This window comes from Pseudomonas sp. PDM17, assembly GCF_014851985.1.
Taxonomy (GTDB): Bacteria; Pseudomonadota; Gammaproteobacteria; order Pseudomonadales; family Pseudomonadaceae; genus Pseudomonas.
Genome location: NZ_JACVAT010000001.1, coordinates 654,091 through 673,427, shown reverse-complemented (window position 1 = coordinate 673,427; position 19,337 = coordinate 654,091). Strand labels below are relative to the sequence as shown.

Here is a 19,337-nt window from a genome sequence, read left to right as displayed (position 1 = left end):
GCTAAGATGCGCGCCTCGCCACGGTTCGCGTGCTCCCATGCCACAGTCCTCGCGCTTTCCGCTCCTCCCCTATTGCCTCGCCCTGCTGCTTGCCCTGATCGCCCTCTGCGGGCTCTGGTACGGCCTGGGCAAACCGGTGGTCCTGCCCGATGCGGCCACGCCCACGCACAAGCTGCAGTGCGCGTCCTACAGCCCGTTCGCCAAGGACCAGTCGCCCTTCGACCAGCCTTTCGTGCTGCGCCCGGAGCAGATGGATGCCGACCTGGCCCTGCTGGCGACGCGCTTCGACTGCGTGCGCACCTATTCCATGACCGGCCTGGAAGGCATCCCGGCGCTGGCCCGCAAGCACGGCCTGAAGCTGATGCTCGGCGCCTGGGTCAACGCCAACCCGGTGGATACCGAACGTGAAGTCGAGGCGCTGATCAAGGCCGCCAACCAGTACCCGGACGTGGTGCAGGCGGTGATCGTCGGCAACGAGACCCTGCTGCGCAAGGAGGTCACCGGGCGCTACCTGGCCGGACTTATCCACAAGGTGAAGGCCCAGGTGCGCCAGCCGGTGACCTACGCCGATGTCTGGGAGTTCTGGCACCAGCACCCGGAAATCGCCCCGGCGGTGGACTTCGTCACCATCCACCTGCTGCCCTACTGGGAAGACAACCCCAGCGGCATCGACGATGCCCTCGCCCATGTGGCGAAGATCCGCGAGGACTTCGGCCGCGAGTTCGCCCCCAAAGACATCCTCATCGGCGAGACCGGCTGGCCCAGCGAAGGCCGCCAGCGCGAGACCGCCCTGCCCAGCCGGGTCAACGAGGCGCGGTTCATCCGTGGCTTCGTGCATATGGCCGAGGAGAAAGGCTGGCACTACAACCTGATCGAAGCCTTCGACCAACCCTGGAAGCGCCAGAGCGAAGGCGCGGTGGGCGGCTACTGGGGTCTGTTCAGCGCCGACCGAGAGGAAAAAGGCGTGCTCGCCGGGCCGGTCAGCAATCTGCCGGGCTGGCCGCAGTGGCTGGGGCTTTCCGGAGTGATCCTGCTCGGTGCCCTGCTGGTGGGCGGCCGCCCAGCCTCTGCCCGCAGTGCTTTCCTGCTGCCGCTGGCCGGCGCGCTGGGTGCCGGCTGCATCGGCCTCTGGCTGGAGCTGTCGGTGATCACCAGCCGCTTCTGGGGCGAATGGCTCTGGGCGGCGGCGCTGGCCGGCCTCAACCTGCTGGTACTGCTGCACGTCAGCCTGGCGCTGTCGGCCCGCGCGGGTTGGCGCTCGCAGGCGTTCGACGCCCTGCAGCGCCGCGCCGGACTGTGGCTGGCGACCGCCGGTTTCGCCGGCGCGGTGCTGATGCTCGGGATGGTCTTCGATGCGCGCTATCGCAGCTTTCCCAGCGCGGCCCTGCTGTTCCCGGCGCTGGTCTACCTGTGCCGCCCGGTTTCCGCCCCGCGCCGCGAAGCGCTGCTGCTGGCACTGATCATCGCCGTCGGGATTCCCGCACAGCTGGCACTGGAAGGCCTGAGCAATCTTCAGGCAATGGGCTGGGCGGCGGTAAGCCTGCTCCTGCTGGGCGCGCTGTGGCGCGGGATACGCCCGGCCGAACGAAAGGCCTGAGTCAGCGGGCCGGTGCGCGCACCAGGCGCAGCCCGGCCAGCACCACGGCGAAGACGGCGAGCCCGGCGTTGTAGAGCACCAGCGCCGGCAGCGTGACCAGCATGGCCAGTACCGCCAGCCACCAGCCCGCCTGGCGTGGCACGAAGAAGGCCAGCAGCGAAAGCCCCAGCGCCAACTTGCCGAACACGCCGAAATGAATCGCCCAGCCCAGTTGCGAGCGCGCGCTGCACTCCCAGCGCATGGCTTCCTCGGCGCAGATGCCCACCCAGCGACTGTCCTCCATCAGCCCGAAACGCAAGCCATAGCTGGCGGCCAGCCAGAGCGCTAGGGCAAGCAGCAGGAGGATCAGGGGCAAACGTCGGGACATGGCGCCACTACTCCGGGAGGCAGGAAATCGGCGCCCAGCATAACCAGCGCCGGGGCCGATGCAAGAGGGGCCAAAGCCTGCTTAAACTTCCTTCACCCACGGAGCCTTCGATGAAGCGATCGACCCTGTTCCTGCTGGTCTGCGCGGCCTCCAGCTTCTGGTGGCTGTGGCCGACCGAACGCCCCCACGCACCGCAGCAGCACAGCCAGGTCCTGTCTGCTGGCGGCTTCCGCGTCGAGCGCTATTCCATCTATCCGCTACAGGACTTCAGCATCGAGGCCCGCGTGCTAGGCCGCGAGGATTACCGACTGGGCCGCGAGGCCGAACTCTCGCCCACCGACCTCGCGCTGGGCTGGGGACCGATGGATAATCCGCAGGTACTCGCCGATATCCGCATCAGCCAGGGCAACCGCTGGTTCTACTGGCACGCCGACAAGCTGCCGATTCCCCGCCGCGAGCTGGAAACTCACGCCGCCAACATGCACATGATCCCGGCCAATGACGGCGTGGCGCGCACCCTGGCCCAGGTCACCGCCGGGGAGCACGTACGCCTGTCCGGCAAGCTGGTGCGCGTGGAAGGCGACGACGGCTGGCGCTGGGTCAGCTCGCTGACCCGCGAGGACACCGGCGCCGGCGCCTGTGAGCTGATCTGGCTGGAAAGCCTGGAGCGTTTCTGAAGCGTCCTGTTGCCAGCGGCGCGGGGCTTTGGGCATGCTCCGAAGCATTCGCAGCACAAGGATATTTTCATGCCCCGCGCCACCCTGCGTCCTGCCGCCCCTGACGACATCCCGCTGATCCTCGAGCTGATCCGCGAACTGGCCGACTACGAAAAGCTGGTCCACGAAGTGAAGGCCGACGCCCAGCGCATGCACGATCACCTGTTCGGCCCGCGCCCCTATGCCGAGGTGCTGATCGGTGAAGTGGACGGCGAGCCCCAGGGCTTCGCGCTGTTCTTCCACAACTACTCCACCTGGCTGAGCCAGCCGGGCATCTACCTCGAAGACCTCTACGTGCGCCCCGCTGCCCGTGGCGCCGGCCTGGGCAAGGCACTGCTGACCGAGTTGGCGCGGCTGGCGGTGGAGCGCGATTGCGGACGCCTGGAATGGTCGGTACTGGACTGGAACGAACCCGCCATCGGTTTCTACCGCAGCCTGGGCGCGCGCCCACAGGACGAATGGACCGTCTATCGTCTAACCGGCGACGCCTTGCGTGACCTGGCGCGCAAGGGCTGAAACGCATATCGCACTTGTAGGAAATGTGCTGGTCTTAATGCCCGGTCACCCTAGAGTTGGCCTCCTCTTGAAAGGACTCCGAACCATGACATTTCTTCGCCGCGTGGCCGCCCTGATCGGCGGCCTCGCACTGGGGCTCGCCGGGCCCGCTTTCGCCCGCGATGTGGATCAGGCCAGCTACGGCTATCCGTTGCTCAACCCGTTCGAGGCGACCATCGCCACCACCCCGCCGGAACTGCGCCCGCAGTTGCCGACGGATGACGACATCCGCCAGTCGGACTACGCGCTCAAGCTGCGCCCGGAGCGCGAGCATGAGCTGCCGAGCAACTTCTGGCCGGTGAAGAAACTGCACTACCGCCTGGCCTGGCAGAACCACGAAGCACCACTGGTGTTCATCATCGCCGGCACCGGCGCCCACTACTCCAGCACTACGCCGGAGTACCTCAAGCGCCTGTTCTACAACGCCGGCTACCACGTGGTGCAACTGTCCTCGCCGACCAGCTGGGACTTCATGGTCGGCGCCTCCCGCGTCGCCACGCCCGGCTACACGCCCGACGACGCCGATGACCTGTACCGGGTCATGCAGGCCGTGCGCGCGCAGCATCCGGACCTGCCCGTCAGCGACTACTACCTGACCGGCTACAGCCTCGGCGCGCTGCACGCGGCCTTCGTCAGCAAGCTCGACGAAACCCGCCGCAGCTTCAACTTCAAGCGCGTGCTGCTGCTCAACCCGCCGGTGAACCTCTATACCTCGGTGAGCAACCTCGACAAGCTGGTGCAGACCCACGTCAAGGGCATCAACGACACCAACACCTTCTACCAGGTGGTGCTGGCCAAGCTGACGCGCTACTTCGAGCAGAAAGGCTATGTCGACCTCAACGACGCCTTCCTCTTCGACCTGCAACAGTCCAAGCAGCACCTCTCCAACGAAGAGATGGCCATGCTGATCGGCGCGGTGTTCCGCTTCTCCTCAGCCGACATCGCCTTCACCTCGGACTTGATCAACCGCCGCGGCCTGATCACCCCGCCCAAGTACCCGATCACCGAAGGCACCAGCCTGACGCCCTTCTTCAAGCGCGCCATGCAGTGCGACTTCGAGTGCTACATGACCGACCAGCTGATGCCGCTGTGGCGCGCCAAGTACGACGGCGGCAGCCTGCCGCAGCTGGTTGACCAGGTCAGCCTGTACGGCGTCCAGGATTACCTGAAGGAGAGCCCGAAGATCGCCGTCATGCACAACGCCGACGACGTCATCCTCGGTCCGGGCGACATCGGCTTCCTGCGTCGCACCTTCGGCGACCGCCTGACGCTCTATCCGCGCGGCGGCCATTGCGGCAACCTCAACTACCGCGTGAACGCCCAGGACATGCTCGACTTCTTCAAGGGACAGGATGCCACGGCCACCGGCATCGCCACCGCGCAGACAGGGAACTGACTCCATGCCACTTCGCCATTCCTGGACTCTCGCCCTGCTGCTGGCCTGCGGCCTCGCCCAGGCCGAGACGCCGCAACCCATAAAGACCCCGACGTCCACCGCCTTCGACATGGTGCCGGACGAGGACGGCTTCAAGCACCCGCTGGACGCGCTGAAGTTCAACCCCGGCCTCGACCAGCGCGAGTTCGAGCGCGCCACCTTCGACGCCCTCAACGTCTACGACCCCTGGGAGTCGTGGAACCGCCGGGTCTACCACTTCAACTACCGCTTCGACGAGTGGGTGTTCCTGCCCGTGGTGAACGGCTACGAGTACGTCACCCCGCGCTTCGTACGCACCGGCGTGAGCAACTTCTTCAGCAACCTGGGCGAGGTGCCGACCCTGCTCAACAGCGTCGCCCAACTCAAGCCCGAGCGCGCGGCGAACAGCACCGCGCGACTGCTGTTCAACACCATCCTGGGCATCGGCGGCCTGTGGGACCCGGCCACGGCCATGGGCCTGCCCAAGGTCAGCGAAGACTTCGGCCAGACCCTGGGCTACTGGGGCGTACCGGACGGCCCGTACCTGATGCTGCCGATCCTCGGCCCGTCCAACCTGCGCGACACCGGCGGCCTGGTCACCGACTTCATCGCCGCCCGCGAAGTGAATTACCTGGACTACTCCGACCTCAGTCGCGAGTACTGGGAGCTGCCGGTGCTGGAGATCGTCAACAAACGCTACAGCAACAGCTTCCGCTACGGGCAGATGAATACGCCGTTCGAGTACGAAAAGCTGCGCTACTTCTACACCGAAGCCCGGCGCCTGCAGATCCAGGAGTAAGCCGGAACCGCCGCCTTCGGGCGGCGGTTTTCTTTCCGAATAAGCATCGAATTCATCGATAGTTAGACTGAAAAACTCGCAACCATTTATCCATCAATTGGGACTAGGATGATCTCCATTCACAGATCAAGGAGGTCCCCATGACCCGCTTACGTACCGTGATCGACCAGCACATCGGCCACCCGGCCTCCGACGGCGCCGGCGTGCGCCTGACCCGGGTGATCGGCGGCCCCGGCATCGAACGCTTCGATCCGTTCCTGATGCTCGACCAGTTCGACACGCAGAATCCCGACGACTACATCGCCGGCTTCCCGGCCCACCCGCACCGTGGCTTCGAGACCGTCACCTACATGCTCGAAGGGCGCATGCGTCACGAAGACCACCTGGGCAACACCGGCCTGCTCAAGCCCGGCGGCGTGCAGTGGATGACGGCGGCCCACGGCATCATCCACAGCGAGATGCCCGAGCAGGTGGAAGGCGCCATGCGCGGCTTCCAGCTGTGGCTGAACCTGCCGGCGAAGGACAAGCTTTCCCCGGCCGGCTACCGCGACATCGAACCCGAGGACGTGCCCCGCGTGACCACCGCGCAAGGCGTTGGTGTGACCGTGATCGCCGGGCGCTTCGACGACGGCCAGACCGTCACCGAGGGTGCCGTGCAACGACCGGGCACCGAACCGCACTACTACGACCTGGTGCTGCCGGCAGGCGCCTCCGTGGCTCCGCGCATTCCGGCGGGCCATCGGGTGATGCTGTACGTCTACGAAGGATCACTCAAGGTGCCTGGTGAGCGCGGTGACGAAACCGTCGCCACCAACCGCCTGGTGCGCCTCGGTCAGGGCGACGAGATCCAGCTGTCCAGCGACGAGGGCGCACGCGTCCTGCTGCTGGCCGGCAAACCGCTCAATGAACCGATCGTGCAGTACGGCCCGTTCGTGATGAACAGCCGCGAGGAGATCGAGCAGGCCCTGCGCGATTACCGCGATGGTGTCTTCGCCGTCTGAAGCCTCGCCGGCCCCTGCAGGAGCGGGCCATGCCCGCGATCAGCGGACAAGGTCCGCTGTTACAGACGTCTGCGGTTTACAGCGACCAGTCTTCCATTCCCAGAAAGCGCGCGATTTCCGCGCGCTTTTCCATGGCGTCGCGGTACCCCAGTTCGATCAGAGCGTTGCAGTACCCTGGCTCGAACAGCAGGTAGCTGAGCACACCCGCCCCGCTCGCCTTGGTCGCGCCCGGCCCACGCAGAAACAGGCGCAGCGGCCTGGGCAGTTCGTGGCGGTACTGCGCGGCGATCTCGTCCAGCGGCCGACTCGGTGAAATCAGCAGCACATCCACCGGTGCCAGCCCCAGCGTTGCACGGCGAGCTTCCTCGGGCACCAGTGAACTGAGGAAGTTGATCCGGTGCAGCAGCTCGATATCGCCTTCGAGGCTGTCGATGAAGGTACTGTTCAACAGGTGGATGCCCACCTGCGCCAGGCTCGGCGGCTGGCCCGTGCGGTAGTTGGCCACCAGCTCGTTGGCGCTGCCGACCGTGGGGTTGCCACTGACACCGATCACCAGCACACGATTGGCACCCAGGTGCAGCGCCGGGCTGATCGGCGCCTGCTGGCGCACCGCACCGTCGCCGAAGAACTCGCGGAGAATCTTCACCGGGCGGAACAGCAGCGGTATCGCCGAACTGGCCAGCAGGTGCTCGATCTGCAACCGCGTCGGCACGCCGATGCGGCGGTGGCGCAGCCAGGGATCGATGGTGGCGCGGCCCTGGTAGAAAGTCACCGCCTGGCCGGACTCGTAGCCGAAGGCAGTAACCGCCACCGCACGCAGATTGCGCCGACGCACAGCGGCGGCGATGCCGGACAGGTCCAGCTCACGTTCGAGCAGATAGCGCAGCGGCGTGCTGTCCAGCAGCGCCACCGGCTCGCGCTTGCCCAGCCCCAGCAGGCTGTGGCCAAGGAACTTGAAGGCCTGGCTGAACACGCCGGGCCAGTCGGCGCGGTACACCTGCCCGGTGCGGAAGCCCTTCCAGACCTTGGTCAGCCGCTCCACCGCACCGGTAAAGGACAACGCCCCGCAGGCCAAGCCGACGGCATTGATGGCGCCGGCGGAGGTGCCGACGATCACCGGAAAGGGATTCTCCGCCCCCTCCGGCAACAGTTCGGCGATGGCAGCCAGCACGCCGACCTGGTAGGCCGCCCGCGCGCCGCCGCCGGAGAGGATCAGGCCGGTGACGGCCGATGATCTTGCGGGAGTGGCGGGAGGAGTGGCGGAGTCGGTCACGGCAGAAGTCCTTGTCGCGTCGTTTCCAGCGTAGCCCGCCGGAGCGTTACTTCTTCTTGTCGTAGAGCTTGGGCTCGCCCTCGGGGCGGCTCTTGAAGCGGCGGTGCGCCCAGAGGTACTGCTCGGGCTGGCGACGAATCTCGCTCTCTACCCACTGGTTGATGCGGATGCAGTCGGCCTCTTCGCTCTCGCCGGGGAAGTCTTCCAGCGGCGGGTGGATGGTCAGGCGGTAGCCGGAACCATCGGCCAGGCGCGACTGGGTAAACGGCAGCACCAGCGCGCGGCCCAGGCGGGCGAACTTGGTGGTGGCGGTAACGGTGGCCGCCTGGATGCCGAAAAGCGGCACGAACAGGCTCTGCTTGGCGCCGTAGTCCTGGTCCGGCGCGTACCAGATGGCGCGGCCGGCGCGCAGCACCTTGAGCATGGCGCGCACATCTTCGCGCTCGATGGCGGTGGCGTCGGCGTTATGCCGCTCGCGGCCGGTGCGCTGGACGAAGTCGAACACCGGGTTGTCGTGCTCGCGGTACATGCCGTCGATGGTCTGCACCTGGCCGAGCAATGCCGCGCCGATCTCCAGGGTGGTGAAGTGCATGGCCATCAGGATCACACCCTTGCCTTCGGCCTCGGCCTTCTTCAGGTGCTCGATGCCTTCGATATGGGCGAGCCTGGCCAACCGCGCCTTCGGCCACCACCAGCTCATGGCCATCTCGAAGAAGGCGATGCCGGTGGAAGCGAAGTTTGCCTTGAGCAGGCGCTTGCGCTCGGCGGCGGAGAGATCCGGGAAGCACAGCTCCAGGTTGCGCGCGGCAATCGCCCGGCGGCTGCCGACCACGCGGTACATCAGCGCGCCCAGCGCACGACCCAGAGACAGCAGCGCCGGGTACGGCAGCTGCACCACCAGCCAGAGCACGCCGAGACCGAGCCAGAGCGGCCAGTGGCGGGGATGAAGGAACTCACGGCGAAAGGTGGGGCGGTCCATGGAACTTTCCGGTGACGATCAAAGCCCGACATTCTACCTTGCCGATACGTCCCGCGCCTCCCGCGTGGCCTAGCAATCGGCCACGCTTGCGGCTGCCGGGGCGGTCCGCTATAAGTCCAACCATTTTGATGACGCAGTCCGACCATGAGCCAAGCTGACCTTCTCGACCACGATCCCGTATTCCAGCTCAAGGGCAGCATGCTGGCCGTCACCGTTCTGGAACTGGCCCACAATGACCTGCCTCGTCTGGACCGCCAGCTCGCCGACAAGGTCGCCCAGGCGCCCAACTTCTTCCGCGACACCCCGCTGGTGCTGGCGCTGGACAAGTTGCCCGACGGCGAAGGCCAGCTCGACCTGCAAGGCGTGCTGGACATCTGCCGCCGCCACGGCCTGCGCACCCTGGCAGTGCGCGCCAGCCGCGAGGAAGATATCCGCCTGGCCACCATGTTCGACATTCCCGTGCTGCCGCCGTCGGGCTCATCCCGCGAGCGAGCGGTCGAACCCAAGGACGCCGTCCCGCAGGTGACCGGCGCCGCGCCAGTCCGTCGCCCGCGTGGCGAGAAGCTCTCCGAGAAGGTGGTCGAGCAGGCCGCCGGCGCTGGCGTGCAGGCCGACAAAAGCGTGGAGAAGCCGGCTGAGCAACCCGCCGAGACCAAACCCGAGAAGACGGTCGACGACGCTGCAGAGGCAACAGCCGAAGCGCAGGAAGCCGCTGCGCAAGCGGCCCCGGAAAAGCCTGCCGAGCCGCCGGCGCCGGTCGTCCGCCCGACCAAGCTGGTGACCACCCCGGTACGCGGCGGCGTGCAGATCTATGCCGCCGGCGGCGACCTGATCGTTCTGGCTCCCGTCAGCCCCGGTGCGGAACTTCTCGCCGACGGAAATATCCATGTGTACGGTCCGATGCGCGGTCGTGCCCTGGCCGGTGTCAAGGGCGACACCAGCGCGCGGATTTTCTGCCAGCAACTGGCCGCGGAACTCGTGTCCATCGCTGGTAATTACAAGGTCGCCGAAGACCTTCGACGCAGTCCGCAATGGGGGCAGGCGGTGCACGTCAGCCTGTCGGGTGACGTGTTGAACATCACCCGCCTTTAACGGATACTGCCGCGACTTTCAGGGACCAGAATTCTTCGTTTTTTCTTTGGGGTGAATCACCTTGGCCAAGATCCTCGTAGTCACTTCCGGTAAGGGTGGCGTCGGTAAAACCACCACCAGCGCAGCCATCGGCACCGGCCTGGCCCTGCGCGGCCACAAGACCGTCATCGTCGACTTCGACGTAGGCCTGCGTAACCTCGACCTGATCATGGGCTGCGAACGCCGCGTGGTTTACGACTTCGTCAACGTCATCAACGGCGAAGCGACCCTCACCCAGGCCCTGATCAAGGACAAGCGCCTCGAGAACCTGTTCGTGCTGGCCGCCAGCCAGACCCGCGACAAGGACGCGCTCACCCAGGAAGGCGTCGGCAAGGTCATCGAAGAACTCAAGCAGTCCTTCGACTACGTGATCTGCGACTCCCCGGCCGGCATCGAGAAAGGTGCCCACCTGGCCATGTACTACGCCGATGAGGCGATTGTCGTGACCAACCCGGAAGTGTCCTCGGTCCGCGACTCCGACCGCATGCTCGGCCTGCTGGCCAGCAAATCCGCCCGCGCCGAGAAAGGCGAGGACGCGATCAAGGAACACCTGCTGCTGACCCGCTACAACCCCGAGCGTGTCACCAAGGGCGAAATGCTCGGCGTCGAGGACGTCGAGGAAATCCTGGCCATCCGTCTGCTCGGCGTGATCCCGGAATCCCAGGCGGTGCTCAAGGCATCCAACCAGGGCGTACCGGTCATCCTCGACGAAGAAAGCGATGCCGGCCAGGCGTACAGCGACGCCGTCGAGCGACTGCTGGGCAAAGAAATGCCCCACCGTTTCCTCGACGTGCAGAAGAAAGGATTCCTGCAACGACTGTTCGGAGGACGTGAATGAGCCTTTTAGATTTCTTCCGCAGCCGGAAAGCGCAAAACAGCGCCTCGATCGCGAAAGAAAGACTCCAGATCATCGTCGCCCATGAGCGCGGCAACCGTTCGCAACCGGACTACCTCCCGCAGCTGCAGAAAGACCTGCTGGAAGTGATCCGCAAATACGTGCCCATCGACCAGGAACAAGTCCAGGTCGAGCTGGCCAACCAGGGCAGCTGTTCGATCCTGGAACTCAACATCACCCTGCCGGAGCGTTGATCCGGCCCGGGTGAATCTGCGGCGGCTTCGGCCGCCGCAGTCGTTTCTGTCCCACTTACTTTCGCGTACGAGCTTCCATGCCGCTTTCCCAGATCGAATTCGTCCATGAGGACGCCGCCCTCCTGGTGGTGAACAAGCCCACCCTGCTGCTCTCCGTGCCCGGCCGCGCGGACGACAACAAGGACTGCCTGATCACCCGCCTGCAGGAGAACGGCTACCCCGAAGCGCGCATCGTCCACCGCCTGGACTGGGAAACCTCCGGCCTGATCGTGCTGGCCCGCGACGCCGACAGCCACCGCGAGCTGTCCCGCCAGTTCCACGACCGCGAGACCGAGAAGGCCTATACCGCACTGTGCTGGGGCGAACCCGAGCTGGACAGCGGTCGCATCGAAGCGCCGCTGCGCTACGACCCGCCGACCAAGCCGCGCCACGTGGTGGACTTCGAGCAGGGCCGCCATGCGCTGACCTTCTGGCGCGTCATGGAGCGCCACGGCAACTGGAGCCGCGTCGAGCTCACGCCGATCACTGGCCGCTCGCACCAACTGCGCGTGCACATGCTGAGCATCGGCCACCCGCTGCTGGGTGATCGCCTGTATGCCGAAGGCGAAGCCCTGGAGCTGCGCGACCGCCTGTGCCTGCACGCCAGCATGCTGGCGTTGACCCATCCGCAGACCGGCGAGCGCCTGCGCTTCGAGTCGCCCGCGCCGTTCTGACCGCTCTCTGATCGGCGTGCAACCGTAAACGGTTGTACGCCCGACACCCCGTCCCCAGGCCGCAGATTCGTGCATTTACGTTAAACTTCCGGCCATTCGCTGTCCGGAGTTACCCATGCGTACAGAACTCAACCAGGGCCTGATCGATTTCCTCGCGGCCTCCCCCACCCCCTTCCACGCCACCCAGGCCCTCGCCCTTCGTCTCGAAGAGGCCGGCTACCAGCGCCTGGACGAGCGCGACGCCTGGCGCACCGAAGCCGGTGGTCGCTATTACGTCACCCGCAACGACTCCTCGCTGATCGCCTTCAAGCTCGGCACTGCGCCCCTGCTGGAGAACGGCCTGCGCCTGGTCGGCGCGCACACCGACAGCCCCTGCCTGCGCGTCAAGCCGAACCCCGAGCTGGTGCGCAACGGCTACTGGCAGCTGGGCGTCGAAGTCTATGGCGGCGCGCTGTTCGCCCCCTGGTTCGACCGCGACCTGTCCCTGGCCGGCCGCGTCACCTTCCGCCTGGCCGGCAAGGTCGAGAGCAAGCTGATCGATTTCAGGGCTCCCATCGCGGTGATCCCGAACCTGGCGATCCACCTCAACCGCGAAGCCAACATGGGCTGGTCGATCAACGCGCAGACCGAACTGCCACCGATCCTCGCCCAGGTCGCCGCCGGCGAGACCCGTGACTTCCGCGACCTGCTCGGTGAACAGCTGCAGCTGGAGCACGGCATCACCGCCGACGCCATCCTCGATTACGAGCTGAGCTTCTACGACACCCAGCGCGCCGCCGTGATCGGCCTCGACCAGGCCTTCATCGCCGGCGCGCGCCTGGACAACCTGCTGTCCTGCTTCGCCGGCCTGCAGGCCCTGCTGGGCAGCAACGACGAGCAGAGCGGCGTGCTGGTCTGCACCGACCATGAGGAAGTTGGCTCCTGCTCCGCCTGCGGCGCCGACGGCCCGTTCCTGGAGCAGGTTCTACGCCGCCTGCTACCAGAGGGCGACGCCTTCACCCGCACCGTGCAGCGCTCGCTGTTGGTCTCTGCCGACAACGCCCACGGCGTACACCCGAACTATGCCGACAAGCACGACGGCAACCACGGCCCGAAGCTCAACGGCGGGCCGGTGATCAAGATCAACAGCAACCAGCGCTACGCGACCAACAGCGAGACCGCCGGTTTCTTCCGCCATCTGTGCCTGGAGAACGAGGTGCCGGTACAGAGCTTCGTGACCCGCAGCGACATGGGTTGCGGCTCCACCATCGGCCCGATCACCGCCAGCCAGATCGGTGTGCGCACCGTGGACATCGGCCTGCCCACCTTCGCCATGCACTCCATCCGTGAGCTGGCCGGCAGCCAGGACCTGCACTATCTGGCCAAGGTGCTCAGCGCCTTCTACGACAGCGCCGACCTGCCCTGACCCGAACGCCCGGCAAAAGCCGGGCGTTCTTCTTCCAGCGATCCGCTCCTGCAATCAATCCGGCACTTCCACGCTGACGTGGATCGCATCGTGTCGCCAGAACTCCAGGTCACAATCGATGATGCGCCCATGCTGGTCGCCATTGATGCGGGTGATGCGCAGCGCCGGGCTGCCCTCGGCGACGCGCAGCACGCTGGCTGCCTCGCCGTGCAGGGCCGTGGGCACCATGTCGAAGCGCACGCGGCCGTAACGGATGTCATAGCGACTGGCATACAACTCGGTGAGTGAGCAGGTCAGGTCGCTGTCGAGAATGCCGGGGAAGTATGCCGGGTTGAGGTAGTGCTCGACATAGAGCACCAACCGTCCATCCACCCGCCGCAGCCGGCGGACCTGGTAGACGCTGGACAGCGCCGGCAGCTCCAGCAGCTCGCAGATCGCCGCGCTGGCAGGAATCTGCCGGGCCGACAGCACCTCGGTTTCCGGCACCCGGCCCTGCCCTTCCACCATGGCGTGGTAGTGGCTGCGCACCAGCGGGTTGTACAGCAGCCGCGGCGGCGAGACGAACCAGCCACGACGCTCCTCGCGGTAGATCAGCCCCTGGGCCTCCAGTTGCCCCAGCGCCTCGCGCAGGGTGATCCGCGTGGTGTCGAACAGCTCGCTCAGCTTGCGTTCGGCCGGCAGCTTGCCGCCGGCGCTGAGCAGGCCGCTGTCGATCTGCTCGATCAGTGCGCGGCAGATCGCAGTAACCGTGGGTAGCGCCGTATCGCGCATTCGTTTCCCTCTTTTGGACTAGTCCAGCCCCAGAACAGGGCATTTCTTTCCCTCGACGGGGTGCGGCCATCCTAGGAAAGCCCGATGACCGTCCCGTGACAATGCCTTTGCAAGCAGTGCCCATGCCAGTTAACGACACCAGCGTAGACCAGGCGGATCAACGCATTGGCGATGGTCTACGCTTTTCCCCTACGACCTGCCGGCAGCTCAAGGCCGGGCCGGCGCGCCTGGGGCTTACATCAAACTGTCATCCGCCCCGCTTAGATTGGCCTGCGTCTTGCTGATCTAGACCACGCTTGAAAACACTGAACGTCATCCGAAGGAGCACCGAATGAAACGCTTGCTTGCTTCACTGCTGGGATCGGCCATTGCCTTGGGCAGCGGCCTCGCCATGGCGGCCACCGCCGATCTGCAATCGCTGGAAGCCGCCGCCCGCAAGGAAGGCCAGGTCAACAGCGTGGGCATGCCCGACAGCTGGGCGAACTGGAAGGACACCTGGAAGGATCTGGAAAGCAAGTACGGTCTCAAGCACATGGATACCGACATGAGCTCGGCCCAGGAGCTGGCCAAATTCAAGGCCGAGAAGGAAAACGCCAGCGCCGATATCGGCGACGTCGGCGCCGCCTTCGGCCCCATCGCCATGCAGATGGACGTCAGCCAACCGTACAAGCCCAGCACCTGGGACCAGGTGCCGGATTGGGCCAAGGACAAGGACGGCCACTGGGCGCTCGCCTACACCGGCACCATCGCCTTCATCGTCAACAAGCAGTTGGTCAAGGACGTCCCGCACAGTTGGGCCGACCTGCTCAAGGGCAAGTACAAAGTCACCATCGGTGACGTCAGCGCTGCCGCCCAGGCCGTCAACGGCGTGCTGGCCGCGAGCATCGCCAACGGCGGCGACGAGAAGAACATCAAGCCGGGCATGGAATTCTTCGCCCAGCTCGCCAAGCAGGGCCGCCTGTCGCTGACCAACCCGGTGATCAACACCCTGGAGAAGGGTGAAGTGGAAGTCGGCATCGTCTGGGACTTCAACGGTCTGAGCTACCGCGACCAGATCGACCCGTCGCGCTTCGAGGTGCTGATTCCCTCCGACGGCTCGGTGATCTCCGGCTACACCACCATCATCAACAAATACGCGAAGAACCCGAACGCCGCCAAGCTGGCCCGCGAGTACATCTTCAGCGATGCCGGGCAGATCAACCTGGCCAAGGGCAACGCTCGGCCGATCCGCGCCGAGCACCTGACCCTGCCGGATGACGTGAAGGCCAAGCTGCTGCCCAACGAGCAGTACGCCAAAGCCCAGCCGATCAAGGACCCCAAGGCCTGGGAAGAGACCTCCAAGCGTCTGCCGCGCCTGTGGCAGGAAAACGTCATCATCAACATGCAATGACGCCCAGCCGCCCCGGCTCGCACCGGGGCGGCCGCGTTCCAACGAAGGCCCCGCCCATGCGCCACGACGTCATCCTGGTCGTCCTCGACGGCCTCAACTACAGCGTCGCCCACGACTGCATGGGCCACCTGCAGGCCCTGTGCAACGCCGGACGCGGCCAGCTCTACCGGCTCGAATGCGAGCTGCCTTCGCTGTCCCGCCCGTTGTACGAATGCATCCTCACCGGCGTGCGCCCCATCGACAGCGGTATTCTGCACAACGACGTGTCGCGCCTGTCCAACCAGCGCAGCCTGTTCCACTACGCCCGCGATGCCGGCCTGACGACTGCCGCCGCGGCGTACAACTGGGTCAGCGAGTTGTACAACCGCACGCCCTTCGACCCAGCGCGCGACCGTCATACCGACGACGAGTCCCTGCCGATCCAGCACGGCCACTTCTACTGGACGGACCATTACCCCGACTCGCACCTGTTCACCGATGCCGAGTCGCTGCGCCGCCGACATGCGCCGAACTGCCTGCTGGTGCACCCGATGAACATCGACGACGCCGGCCACAAGCATGGCCTGGGCACGCCGCAGTACCGCAACAGCGCGCGGCACGTCGACATCATCCTCTCCGAGTACCTGCACCAGTGGCTGGCCGCCGGCCACCAGGTGATGGTCACCGCCGACCACGGCATGAACGACGACCGCAGCCACGGCGGCATCCTCCCCGAGGAGCGCGAAGTGCCACTGTTCGTCTTCGGCGAGGCGTTCAGCCTCGATGACCAGGCGCGCCCGCGCCAGATCGAACTCTGCGGCACGCTGTGCGAGATCCTCGGCGCCGCCCACGACAAACCGGTCTGCCGGGAGTTGCTCAAGGCATGAGATCGAACACCGGAAAACTCTTCGCCCTGCTCTGCCTGCTGCCCTTCGCGCTGTTCTTCTTCGCCTTCCAGCTCGCGCCACTGCTGTGGGTGATGATCAACAGCGTGCGCACCGGCGACGGCTGGGGCCTGGGCAACTTCAGCGAAATCTTCGGTTCGCCGTTCTACCTGCAGGCGATCCGCTACAGCCTGGAGATTTCGGTCTGGTCGAGCCTGATCGGGCTGGCCATCGCCATCCTCGGCAGCTACTCGCTGCGCCAGGTGGACAGCAAGCTGCGCGACTTCGTGATGGCCTTCGCCAACATGACCAGCAACTTCGCCGGTGTGCCGCTGGCCTTCGCCTTCATCATCATCCTGGGCTTCAACGGTGCCATCACGCTGCTGCTGAAACAGGCGGGGATCATCGAGGACTTCAACCTCTATTCGAAGACCGGCCTGATCATCCTCTACACCTACTTCCAGATTCCTCTGGGGGTGATGCTGCTCTACCCGGCCTTCGACGCCCTGCGCGAAGACTGGCGCGAGTCCGCCGCGCTGCTGGGCGCCAGCCAGTGGGAGTTCTGGCGGCACATCGGCATCCCGGTGCTGACGCCTGCGCTGCTGGGCACCTTCGTCATCCTGCTGGCCAACGCGCTGGGCGCCTACGCCACGGTCTACTCGCTGACCACCGGCAACTTCAACGTGGTGCCGATCCGCATCGCCGGGCTGGTCTCGGGCGACGTGTTCCTCGACCCGAACATGGCCAGCGCGCTGGCAATGGTGCTGGTCGGCCTGATGAGCATCATTACCCTGGCCCACCAGTGGCTGCTGCGCCGGAGCTACCATGTCGAGAAACGCTAGTCCGCTGTACCACCGCGTGGTGGTCTATGCGCTGTTCCTGATCCTGCTGGTGCCGCTGGCCGCCACCCTGCTCTACTCGCTGGCCACCTCGTGGAGCGCCAGCGTGTTGCCGGACGGGCTGACCCTGAAGTGGTTCCTGACCCTGTGGAGCGACCCGCGCTTCCTCGTCGCCTTCGGCCAGTCGCTGCTGGTGTGCTTCGGCGCGCTGATCCTCAGCGTGGTGCTGGTGCTGCCGCTGATGTTCGTCATCCACTACTACTTCCCGCGCCTGGACGCGCTGATGAACGTGCTGATCCTGCTGCCCTTCGCGGTGCCGCCGGTAGTGTCGTCGGTCGGCCTGCTGCAGCTCTACGCCTCGGGCCCGGTGCCCATCGTCGGCACGCCGTGGATCCTCATCGGCTGCTACTTCACCATCGCCCTGCCCTTCATGTACCGGGCGATCAGCAACAACCTGCAGGCGATCAACCTGCACGACCTGATGGACGCCGCCCACCTGCTCGGCGCCAGCACCTGGCAGGCCGCCCTGCTGGTGGTGCTGCCGAACCTGCGCAAGGGCCTGATGGTCGCGCTGTTCCTGTCCTTCAGCTTCCTCATCGGCGAGTTCGTCTTCGCCAACCTGCTGGTGGGCACCCGCTACGAGACGCTGCAGGTGTTCCTCAACAACATGCGCAACAGCAGCGGCCACTACACCAGCGCGGTGGTGGTCTCCTACTTCCTCTTCGTCCTGCTGCTCACCTGGGCGGCGAACAGACTTAACAAGGACAAGACATGAGCTTCCTCAGCGTCGAGACACTGAACAAGAGCTACGGCAGCACCACAGTATTCCAGGACATCGACTTTGCCGCCGAACGCGGTGAGTTCGTCACCCTGCTCGGCCCCAGCGGCTGCGGCAAATCCACCCTGCTGCGCTGCATCGCCGGCCTCACTGCGGTGGACAGCGGGCGCATCCTGCTGGACGGCGAGGACATCGTGCCCAGGAGCCCGCAGAAGCGCGGCATCGCCATGGTGTTCCAGAGCTACGCGCTGTTCCCCAACATGACCGTGGAGCAGAACGTCGCCTTTGGCCTGCGCATGCAGAAGGTGCCGGCTGCGGAGTCAACCCAGCGCGTGCGCGAGGCGCTGGAGATGGTCGAGCTCGGCCCGCTGGCGGCGCGCTATCCGCACCAGCTGTCCGGCGGTCAGTGCCAGCGCGTCGCCCTGGCCCGCTCGCTGGTCACCCGCCCGCGCCTGCTGCTGCTCGACGAGCCGCTGTCAGCGCTGGACGCGCGCATCCGCAAGCACCTGCGCGAGCAGATCCGCCGCATCCAGCAGGAGCTGAAACTGACCACGGTGTTCGTCACCCACGACCAGGAAGAAGCCCTGACGCTGTCCGACCGCATCGTGCTGATGAACGCCGGGCGCATCGTCCAGAGCGGCGACGCCGAGACGCTCTACACCGCGCCGGAAAACGCCTTTGCCGCCGGTTTCATCGGCAACTACAACCTGCTCGACGCCGCCCAGGCAACCAAGCTGCTCGACCGGCCGTTCCGCCAGCAGGTGGCGATCCGCCCCGAGTCCCTGCGCCTGAGCGTGGAGCCGGGCGAAGGCATCCCGGTTCGGGTACTCTCCCACAGCCTGCTGGGCAACGTGATCCGCTACCGGGTCGACGCCAGTGGCGTCGAGCTGACCGTGGACGTCCTCAATCGCAGCGCCGAGCGGCTGTACCCGGCCGGCACCCAGCTCGGCCTGCAAATCGACCTTGAAAGCATTCGGGAGGTGGCCTGATGGCCCTGGTGATATTCGACCTCGACGACACCCTGATCGACGGCGACTGCGCGAGCCTGTGGAGCCAGCGCATGGCCGATCTCGGCTGGGTGGACGCGGAGTCGTTCCTCAAGCGCGACGCCGAACTGATGGCGCTGTACGCGCAGGGCAAACTGCCCATGGAGGACTACATGGCCTTCGCCCTGGAACCGATGGCCGGGCGCAGCGTGGATGAGATCGAGCGGGAAGTGGCAACCTTCGTCGAGGACGTGATCGAGCCCCTGATCCACACCGATGCCTGCGCCAGCCTCGCCCGCCACCGCGAGGCTGGCGACCGTCCGCTGGTGATCTCCGCCTCGGGCGTGCACCTGGTGCAGCCCATCGCCGAACGCATCGGCATCGACGAAGTGCTGGCCATCGACCTGGAAGTGCTCAACGGCCACTATACCGGCCGCACCGAGGGCGTGCTGACCTACCGCGAAGGCAAGGTGCTGCGCCTGCTCGACCTGCTGGAGGGCGACGACAGCCCGCTGGCCGAAGCGCACTTCTACTCCGACTCGCGCAACGACCTGCCGCTGCTCAAGCTGGTGGGCAAACCGCACGTGGTGAACGCCGACCCGGTGCTGCTGGAGCACGCGCAGAAGATGGGCTGGGACGTTCTGAACTGGAAGTGAACCCGGCGCGCCGGT

Annotated in this window: 21 protein-coding genes; 17 read left to right on the top strand and 4 right to left on the bottom strand. The window is 66.0% G+C overall.

Features of this window, described 5'->3' with window-relative positions:
- Nucleotides 1-37: 37 nt before the first annotated feature.
- Nucleotides 38-1,597 carry a beta (1-6) glucans synthase gene (locus IB256_RS03250; RefSeq protein WP_192401252.1) on the top strand — a complete coding sequence of 520 codons (1,560 nt, stop codon included), beginning with the start codon at nt 38-40 and terminating at the stop codon, nt 1,595-1,597.
- 1 nt (nt 1,598) lies between these two features.
- Here IB256_RS03250 and IB256_RS03245 read toward each other — a convergent pair whose 3' ends face one another.
- A complete protein-coding gene (locus IB256_RS03245) occupies nt 1,599-1,964 on the bottom strand; it encodes a hypothetical protein (protein WP_192291301.1) in 366 nt (121 codons plus the stop codon).
- 110 nt (nt 1,965-2,074) lie between these two features.
- Here IB256_RS03245 and IB256_RS03240 point away from each other — a divergent pair, with 110 nt between their 5' ends.
- From IB256_RS03240 to IB256_RS03220, 5 genes are all read left to right on the top strand, one after another.
- Entirely contained in the window at nt 2,075-2,641 is a 567-nt protein-coding gene (locus tag IB256_RS03240) for a hypothetical protein (RefSeq protein ID WP_192401250.1), read from the top strand.
- Nucleotides 2,642-2,710: 69 nt separating this feature from the next.
- Nucleotides 2,711-3,196: a GNAT family N-acetyltransferase gene (locus tag IB256_RS03235; protein ID WP_192401248.1), complete on the top strand. Its 486-nt coding sequence runs from the start codon at nt 2,711-2,713 to the stop codon at nt 3,194-3,196.
- An 85-nt stretch (nt 3,197-3,281) separates the two neighbouring features.
- Entirely contained in the window at nt 3,282-4,631 is a 1,350-nt protein-coding gene (locus tag IB256_RS03230; RefSeq protein WP_081520236.1) for a serine/threonine protein kinase, read from the top strand.
- Nucleotides 4,632-4,635: 4 nt separating this feature from the next.
- Nucleotides 4,636-5,448 (top strand): VacJ family lipoprotein, encoded by an 813-nt coding sequence (locus tag IB256_RS03225; RefSeq protein WP_192209764.1) that lies wholly within the window; start codon nt 4,636-4,638, stop codon nt 5,446-5,448.
- Nucleotides 5,449-5,588: 140 nt separating this feature from the next.
- The gene (locus IB256_RS03220; protein ID WP_192401246.1) at nt 5,589-6,449 is read left to right on the top strand and encodes a pirin family protein; all 861 of its coding nucleotides are present in this window, start codon (nt 5,589-5,591) and stop codon (nt 6,447-6,449) included.
- 76 nt (nt 6,450-6,525) lie between these two features.
- Here the strand turns inward: IB256_RS03220 and IB256_RS03215 are convergent, their stop codons facing one another.
- Both IB256_RS03215 and IB256_RS03210 read right to left on the bottom strand, forming a co-directional pair.
- Nucleotides 6,526-7,722, bottom strand: a complete 1,197-nt coding sequence (locus IB256_RS03215) for a patatin-like phospholipase family protein (protein ID WP_192291306.1) — start codon at nt 7,720-7,722, stop codon at nt 6,526-6,528.
- A gap of 46 nt (nt 7,723-7,768) precedes the next feature.
- Nucleotides 7,769-8,701 carry a lipid A biosynthesis lauroyl acyltransferase gene (locus IB256_RS03210; RefSeq protein ID WP_192291307.1) on the bottom strand — a complete coding sequence of 311 codons (933 nt, stop codon included), beginning with the start codon at nt 8,699-8,701 and terminating at the stop codon, nt 7,769-7,771.
- A 144-nt stretch (nt 8,702-8,845) separates the two neighbouring features.
- On the opposite strand from IB256_RS03210, the gene minC reads away from it, so the two are divergent.
- From minC to IB256_RS03185, 5 genes are all read left to right on the top strand, one after another.
- The gene (gene minC / locus IB256_RS03205) at nt 8,846-9,793 is read left to right on the top strand and encodes a septum site-determining protein MinC (RefSeq protein WP_192291309.1); all 948 of its coding nucleotides are present in this window, start codon (nt 8,846-8,848) and stop codon (nt 9,791-9,793) included.
- A gap of 61 nt (nt 9,794-9,854) precedes the next feature.
- Nucleotides 9,855-10,670: a septum site-determining protein MinD gene (gene minD / locus IB256_RS03200; RefSeq protein ID WP_017522034.1), complete on the top strand. Its 816-nt coding sequence runs from the start codon at nt 9,855-9,857 to the stop codon at nt 10,668-10,670.
- Nucleotides 10,667-10,921 (top strand): cell division topological specificity factor MinE, encoded by a 255-nt coding sequence (gene minE, locus IB256_RS03195; RefSeq protein ID WP_045210300.1) that lies wholly within the window; start codon nt 10,667-10,669, stop codon nt 10,919-10,921. Before minD ends, minE begins: the two co-directional genes overlap by 4 nt.
- Before the next feature lie 77 nt (nt 10,922-10,998).
- Nucleotides 10,999-11,634 carry an RluA family pseudouridine synthase gene (locus IB256_RS03190; RefSeq protein WP_017522036.1) on the top strand — a complete coding sequence of 212 codons (636 nt, stop codon included), beginning with the start codon at nt 10,999-11,001 and terminating at the stop codon, nt 11,632-11,634.
- Nucleotides 11,635-11,749: 115 nt separating this feature from the next.
- Nucleotides 11,750-13,039, top strand: a complete 1,290-nt coding sequence (locus IB256_RS03185) for a M18 family aminopeptidase (protein ID WP_192401244.1) — start codon at nt 11,750-11,752, stop codon at nt 13,037-13,039.
- Nucleotides 13,040-13,093: 54 nt separating this feature from the next.
- On the opposite strand, the gene IB256_RS03180 is transcribed toward IB256_RS03185, so the two are convergent.
- The gene (locus IB256_RS03180; RefSeq protein WP_081520219.1) at nt 13,094-13,810 is read right to left on the bottom strand and encodes a UTRA domain-containing protein; all 717 of its coding nucleotides are present in this window, start codon (nt 13,808-13,810) and stop codon (nt 13,094-13,096) included.
- A 331-nt stretch (nt 13,811-14,141) separates the two neighbouring features.
- On the opposite strand from IB256_RS03180, the gene IB256_RS03175 reads away from it, so the two are divergent.
- The 6 genes from IB256_RS03175 to IB256_RS03150 are packed head-to-tail and all read left to right on the top strand — an operon-like array spanning nt 14,142 to nt 19,322.
- Complete coding sequence (locus tag IB256_RS03175; RefSeq protein ID WP_192401242.1) at nt 14,142-15,200, top strand: ABC transporter substrate-binding protein; 1,059 nt, start codon at nt 14,142-14,144, stop codon at nt 15,198-15,200.
- A 56-nt stretch (nt 15,201-15,256) separates the two neighbouring features.
- Nucleotides 15,257-16,066, top strand: coding sequence for an alkaline phosphatase family protein (locus IB256_RS03170; protein ID WP_151187962.1), 810 nt, complete (start codon nt 15,257-15,259; stop codon nt 16,064-16,066).
- Nucleotides 16,063-16,905, top strand: a complete 843-nt coding sequence (locus IB256_RS03165; protein WP_192291313.1) for an ABC transporter permease — start codon at nt 16,063-16,065, stop codon at nt 16,903-16,905. Before IB256_RS03170 ends, IB256_RS03165 begins: the two co-directional genes overlap by 4 nt.
- Nucleotides 16,889-17,677: an ABC transporter permease gene (locus IB256_RS03160; RefSeq protein ID WP_045210308.1), complete on the top strand. Its 789-nt coding sequence runs from the start codon at nt 16,889-16,891 to the stop codon at nt 17,675-17,677. The genes IB256_RS03165 and IB256_RS03160 overlap by 17 nt, the downstream gene beginning before the upstream one ends.
- Entirely contained in the window at nt 17,674-18,669 is a 996-nt protein-coding gene (locus tag IB256_RS03155; protein ID WP_192381130.1) for an ABC transporter ATP-binding protein, read from the top strand. Before IB256_RS03160 ends, IB256_RS03155 begins: the two co-directional genes overlap by 4 nt.
- Nucleotides 18,669-19,322: an HAD family hydrolase gene (locus tag IB256_RS03150; protein ID WP_192291317.1), complete on the top strand. Its 654-nt coding sequence runs from the start codon at nt 18,669-18,671 to the stop codon at nt 19,320-19,322. The genes IB256_RS03155 and IB256_RS03150 overlap by 1 nt, the downstream gene beginning before the upstream one ends.
- Nucleotides 19,323-19,337: the final 15 nt, after the last annotated feature.

What these genes read in the sequence shown, in the direction of transcription:
- IB256_RS03250 (WP_192401252.1), top strand. Translation starts at nt 38, where the DNA reads ATGCCACAGTCCTCGCGCTTTCCGCTCCTCCCCTATTGCCTCGCCCTG.
- IB256_RS03245 (WP_192291301.1), bottom strand. Translation starts at nt 1,964, where the DNA reads ATGTCCCGACGTTTGCCCCTGATCCTCCTGCTGCTTGCCCTAGCGCTC.
- IB256_RS03240 (WP_192401250.1), top strand. Translation starts at nt 2,075, where the DNA reads ATGAAGCGATCGACCCTGTTCCTGCTGGTCTGCGCGGCCTCCAGCTTC.
- IB256_RS03235 (WP_192401248.1), top strand. Translation starts at nt 2,711, where the DNA reads ATGCCCCGCGCCACCCTGCGTCCTGCCGCCCCTGACGACATCCCGCTG.
- IB256_RS03230 (WP_081520236.1), top strand. Translation starts at nt 3,282, where the DNA reads ATGACATTTCTTCGCCGCGTGGCCGCCCTGATCGGCGGCCTCGCACTG.
- IB256_RS03225 (WP_192209764.1), top strand. Translation starts at nt 4,636, where the DNA reads ATGCCACTTCGCCATTCCTGGACTCTCGCCCTGCTGCTGGCCTGCGGC.
- IB256_RS03220 (WP_192401246.1), top strand. Translation starts at nt 5,589, where the DNA reads ATGACCCGCTTACGTACCGTGATCGACCAGCACATCGGCCACCCGGCC.
- IB256_RS03210 (WP_192291307.1), bottom strand. Translation starts at nt 8,701, where the DNA reads ATGGACCGCCCCACCTTTCGCCGTGAGTTCCTTCATCCCCGCCACTGG.
- minC (WP_192291309.1), top strand. Translation starts at nt 8,846, where the DNA reads ATGAGCCAAGCTGACCTTCTCGACCACGATCCCGTATTCCAGCTCAAG.
- minE (WP_045210300.1), top strand. Translation starts at nt 10,667, where the DNA reads ATGAGCCTTTTAGATTTCTTCCGCAGCCGGAAAGCGCAAAACAGCGCC.
- IB256_RS03190 (WP_017522036.1), top strand. Translation starts at nt 10,999, where the DNA reads ATGCCGCTTTCCCAGATCGAATTCGTCCATGAGGACGCCGCCCTCCTG.
- IB256_RS03185 (WP_192401244.1), top strand. Translation starts at nt 11,750, where the DNA reads ATGCGTACAGAACTCAACCAGGGCCTGATCGATTTCCTCGCGGCCTCC.
- IB256_RS03180 (WP_081520219.1), bottom strand. Translation starts at nt 13,810, where the DNA reads ATGCGCGATACGGCGCTACCCACGGTTACTGCGATCTGCCGCGCACTG.
- IB256_RS03175 (WP_192401242.1), top strand. Translation starts at nt 14,142, where the DNA reads ATGAAACGCTTGCTTGCTTCACTGCTGGGATCGGCCATTGCCTTGGGC.
- IB256_RS03170 (WP_151187962.1), top strand. Translation starts at nt 15,257, where the DNA reads ATGCGCCACGACGTCATCCTGGTCGTCCTCGACGGCCTCAACTACAGC.
- IB256_RS03165 (WP_192291313.1), top strand. Translation starts at nt 16,063, where the DNA reads ATGAGATCGAACACCGGAAAACTCTTCGCCCTGCTCTGCCTGCTGCCC.
- IB256_RS03160 (WP_045210308.1), top strand. Translation starts at nt 16,889, where the DNA reads ATGTCGAGAAACGCTAGTCCGCTGTACCACCGCGTGGTGGTCTATGCG.
- IB256_RS03155 (WP_192381130.1), top strand. Translation starts at nt 17,674, where the DNA reads ATGAGCTTCCTCAGCGTCGAGACACTGAACAAGAGCTACGGCAGCACC.
- IB256_RS03150 (WP_192291317.1), top strand. Translation starts at nt 18,669, where the DNA reads ATGGCCCTGGTGATATTCGACCTCGACGACACCCTGATCGACGGCGAC.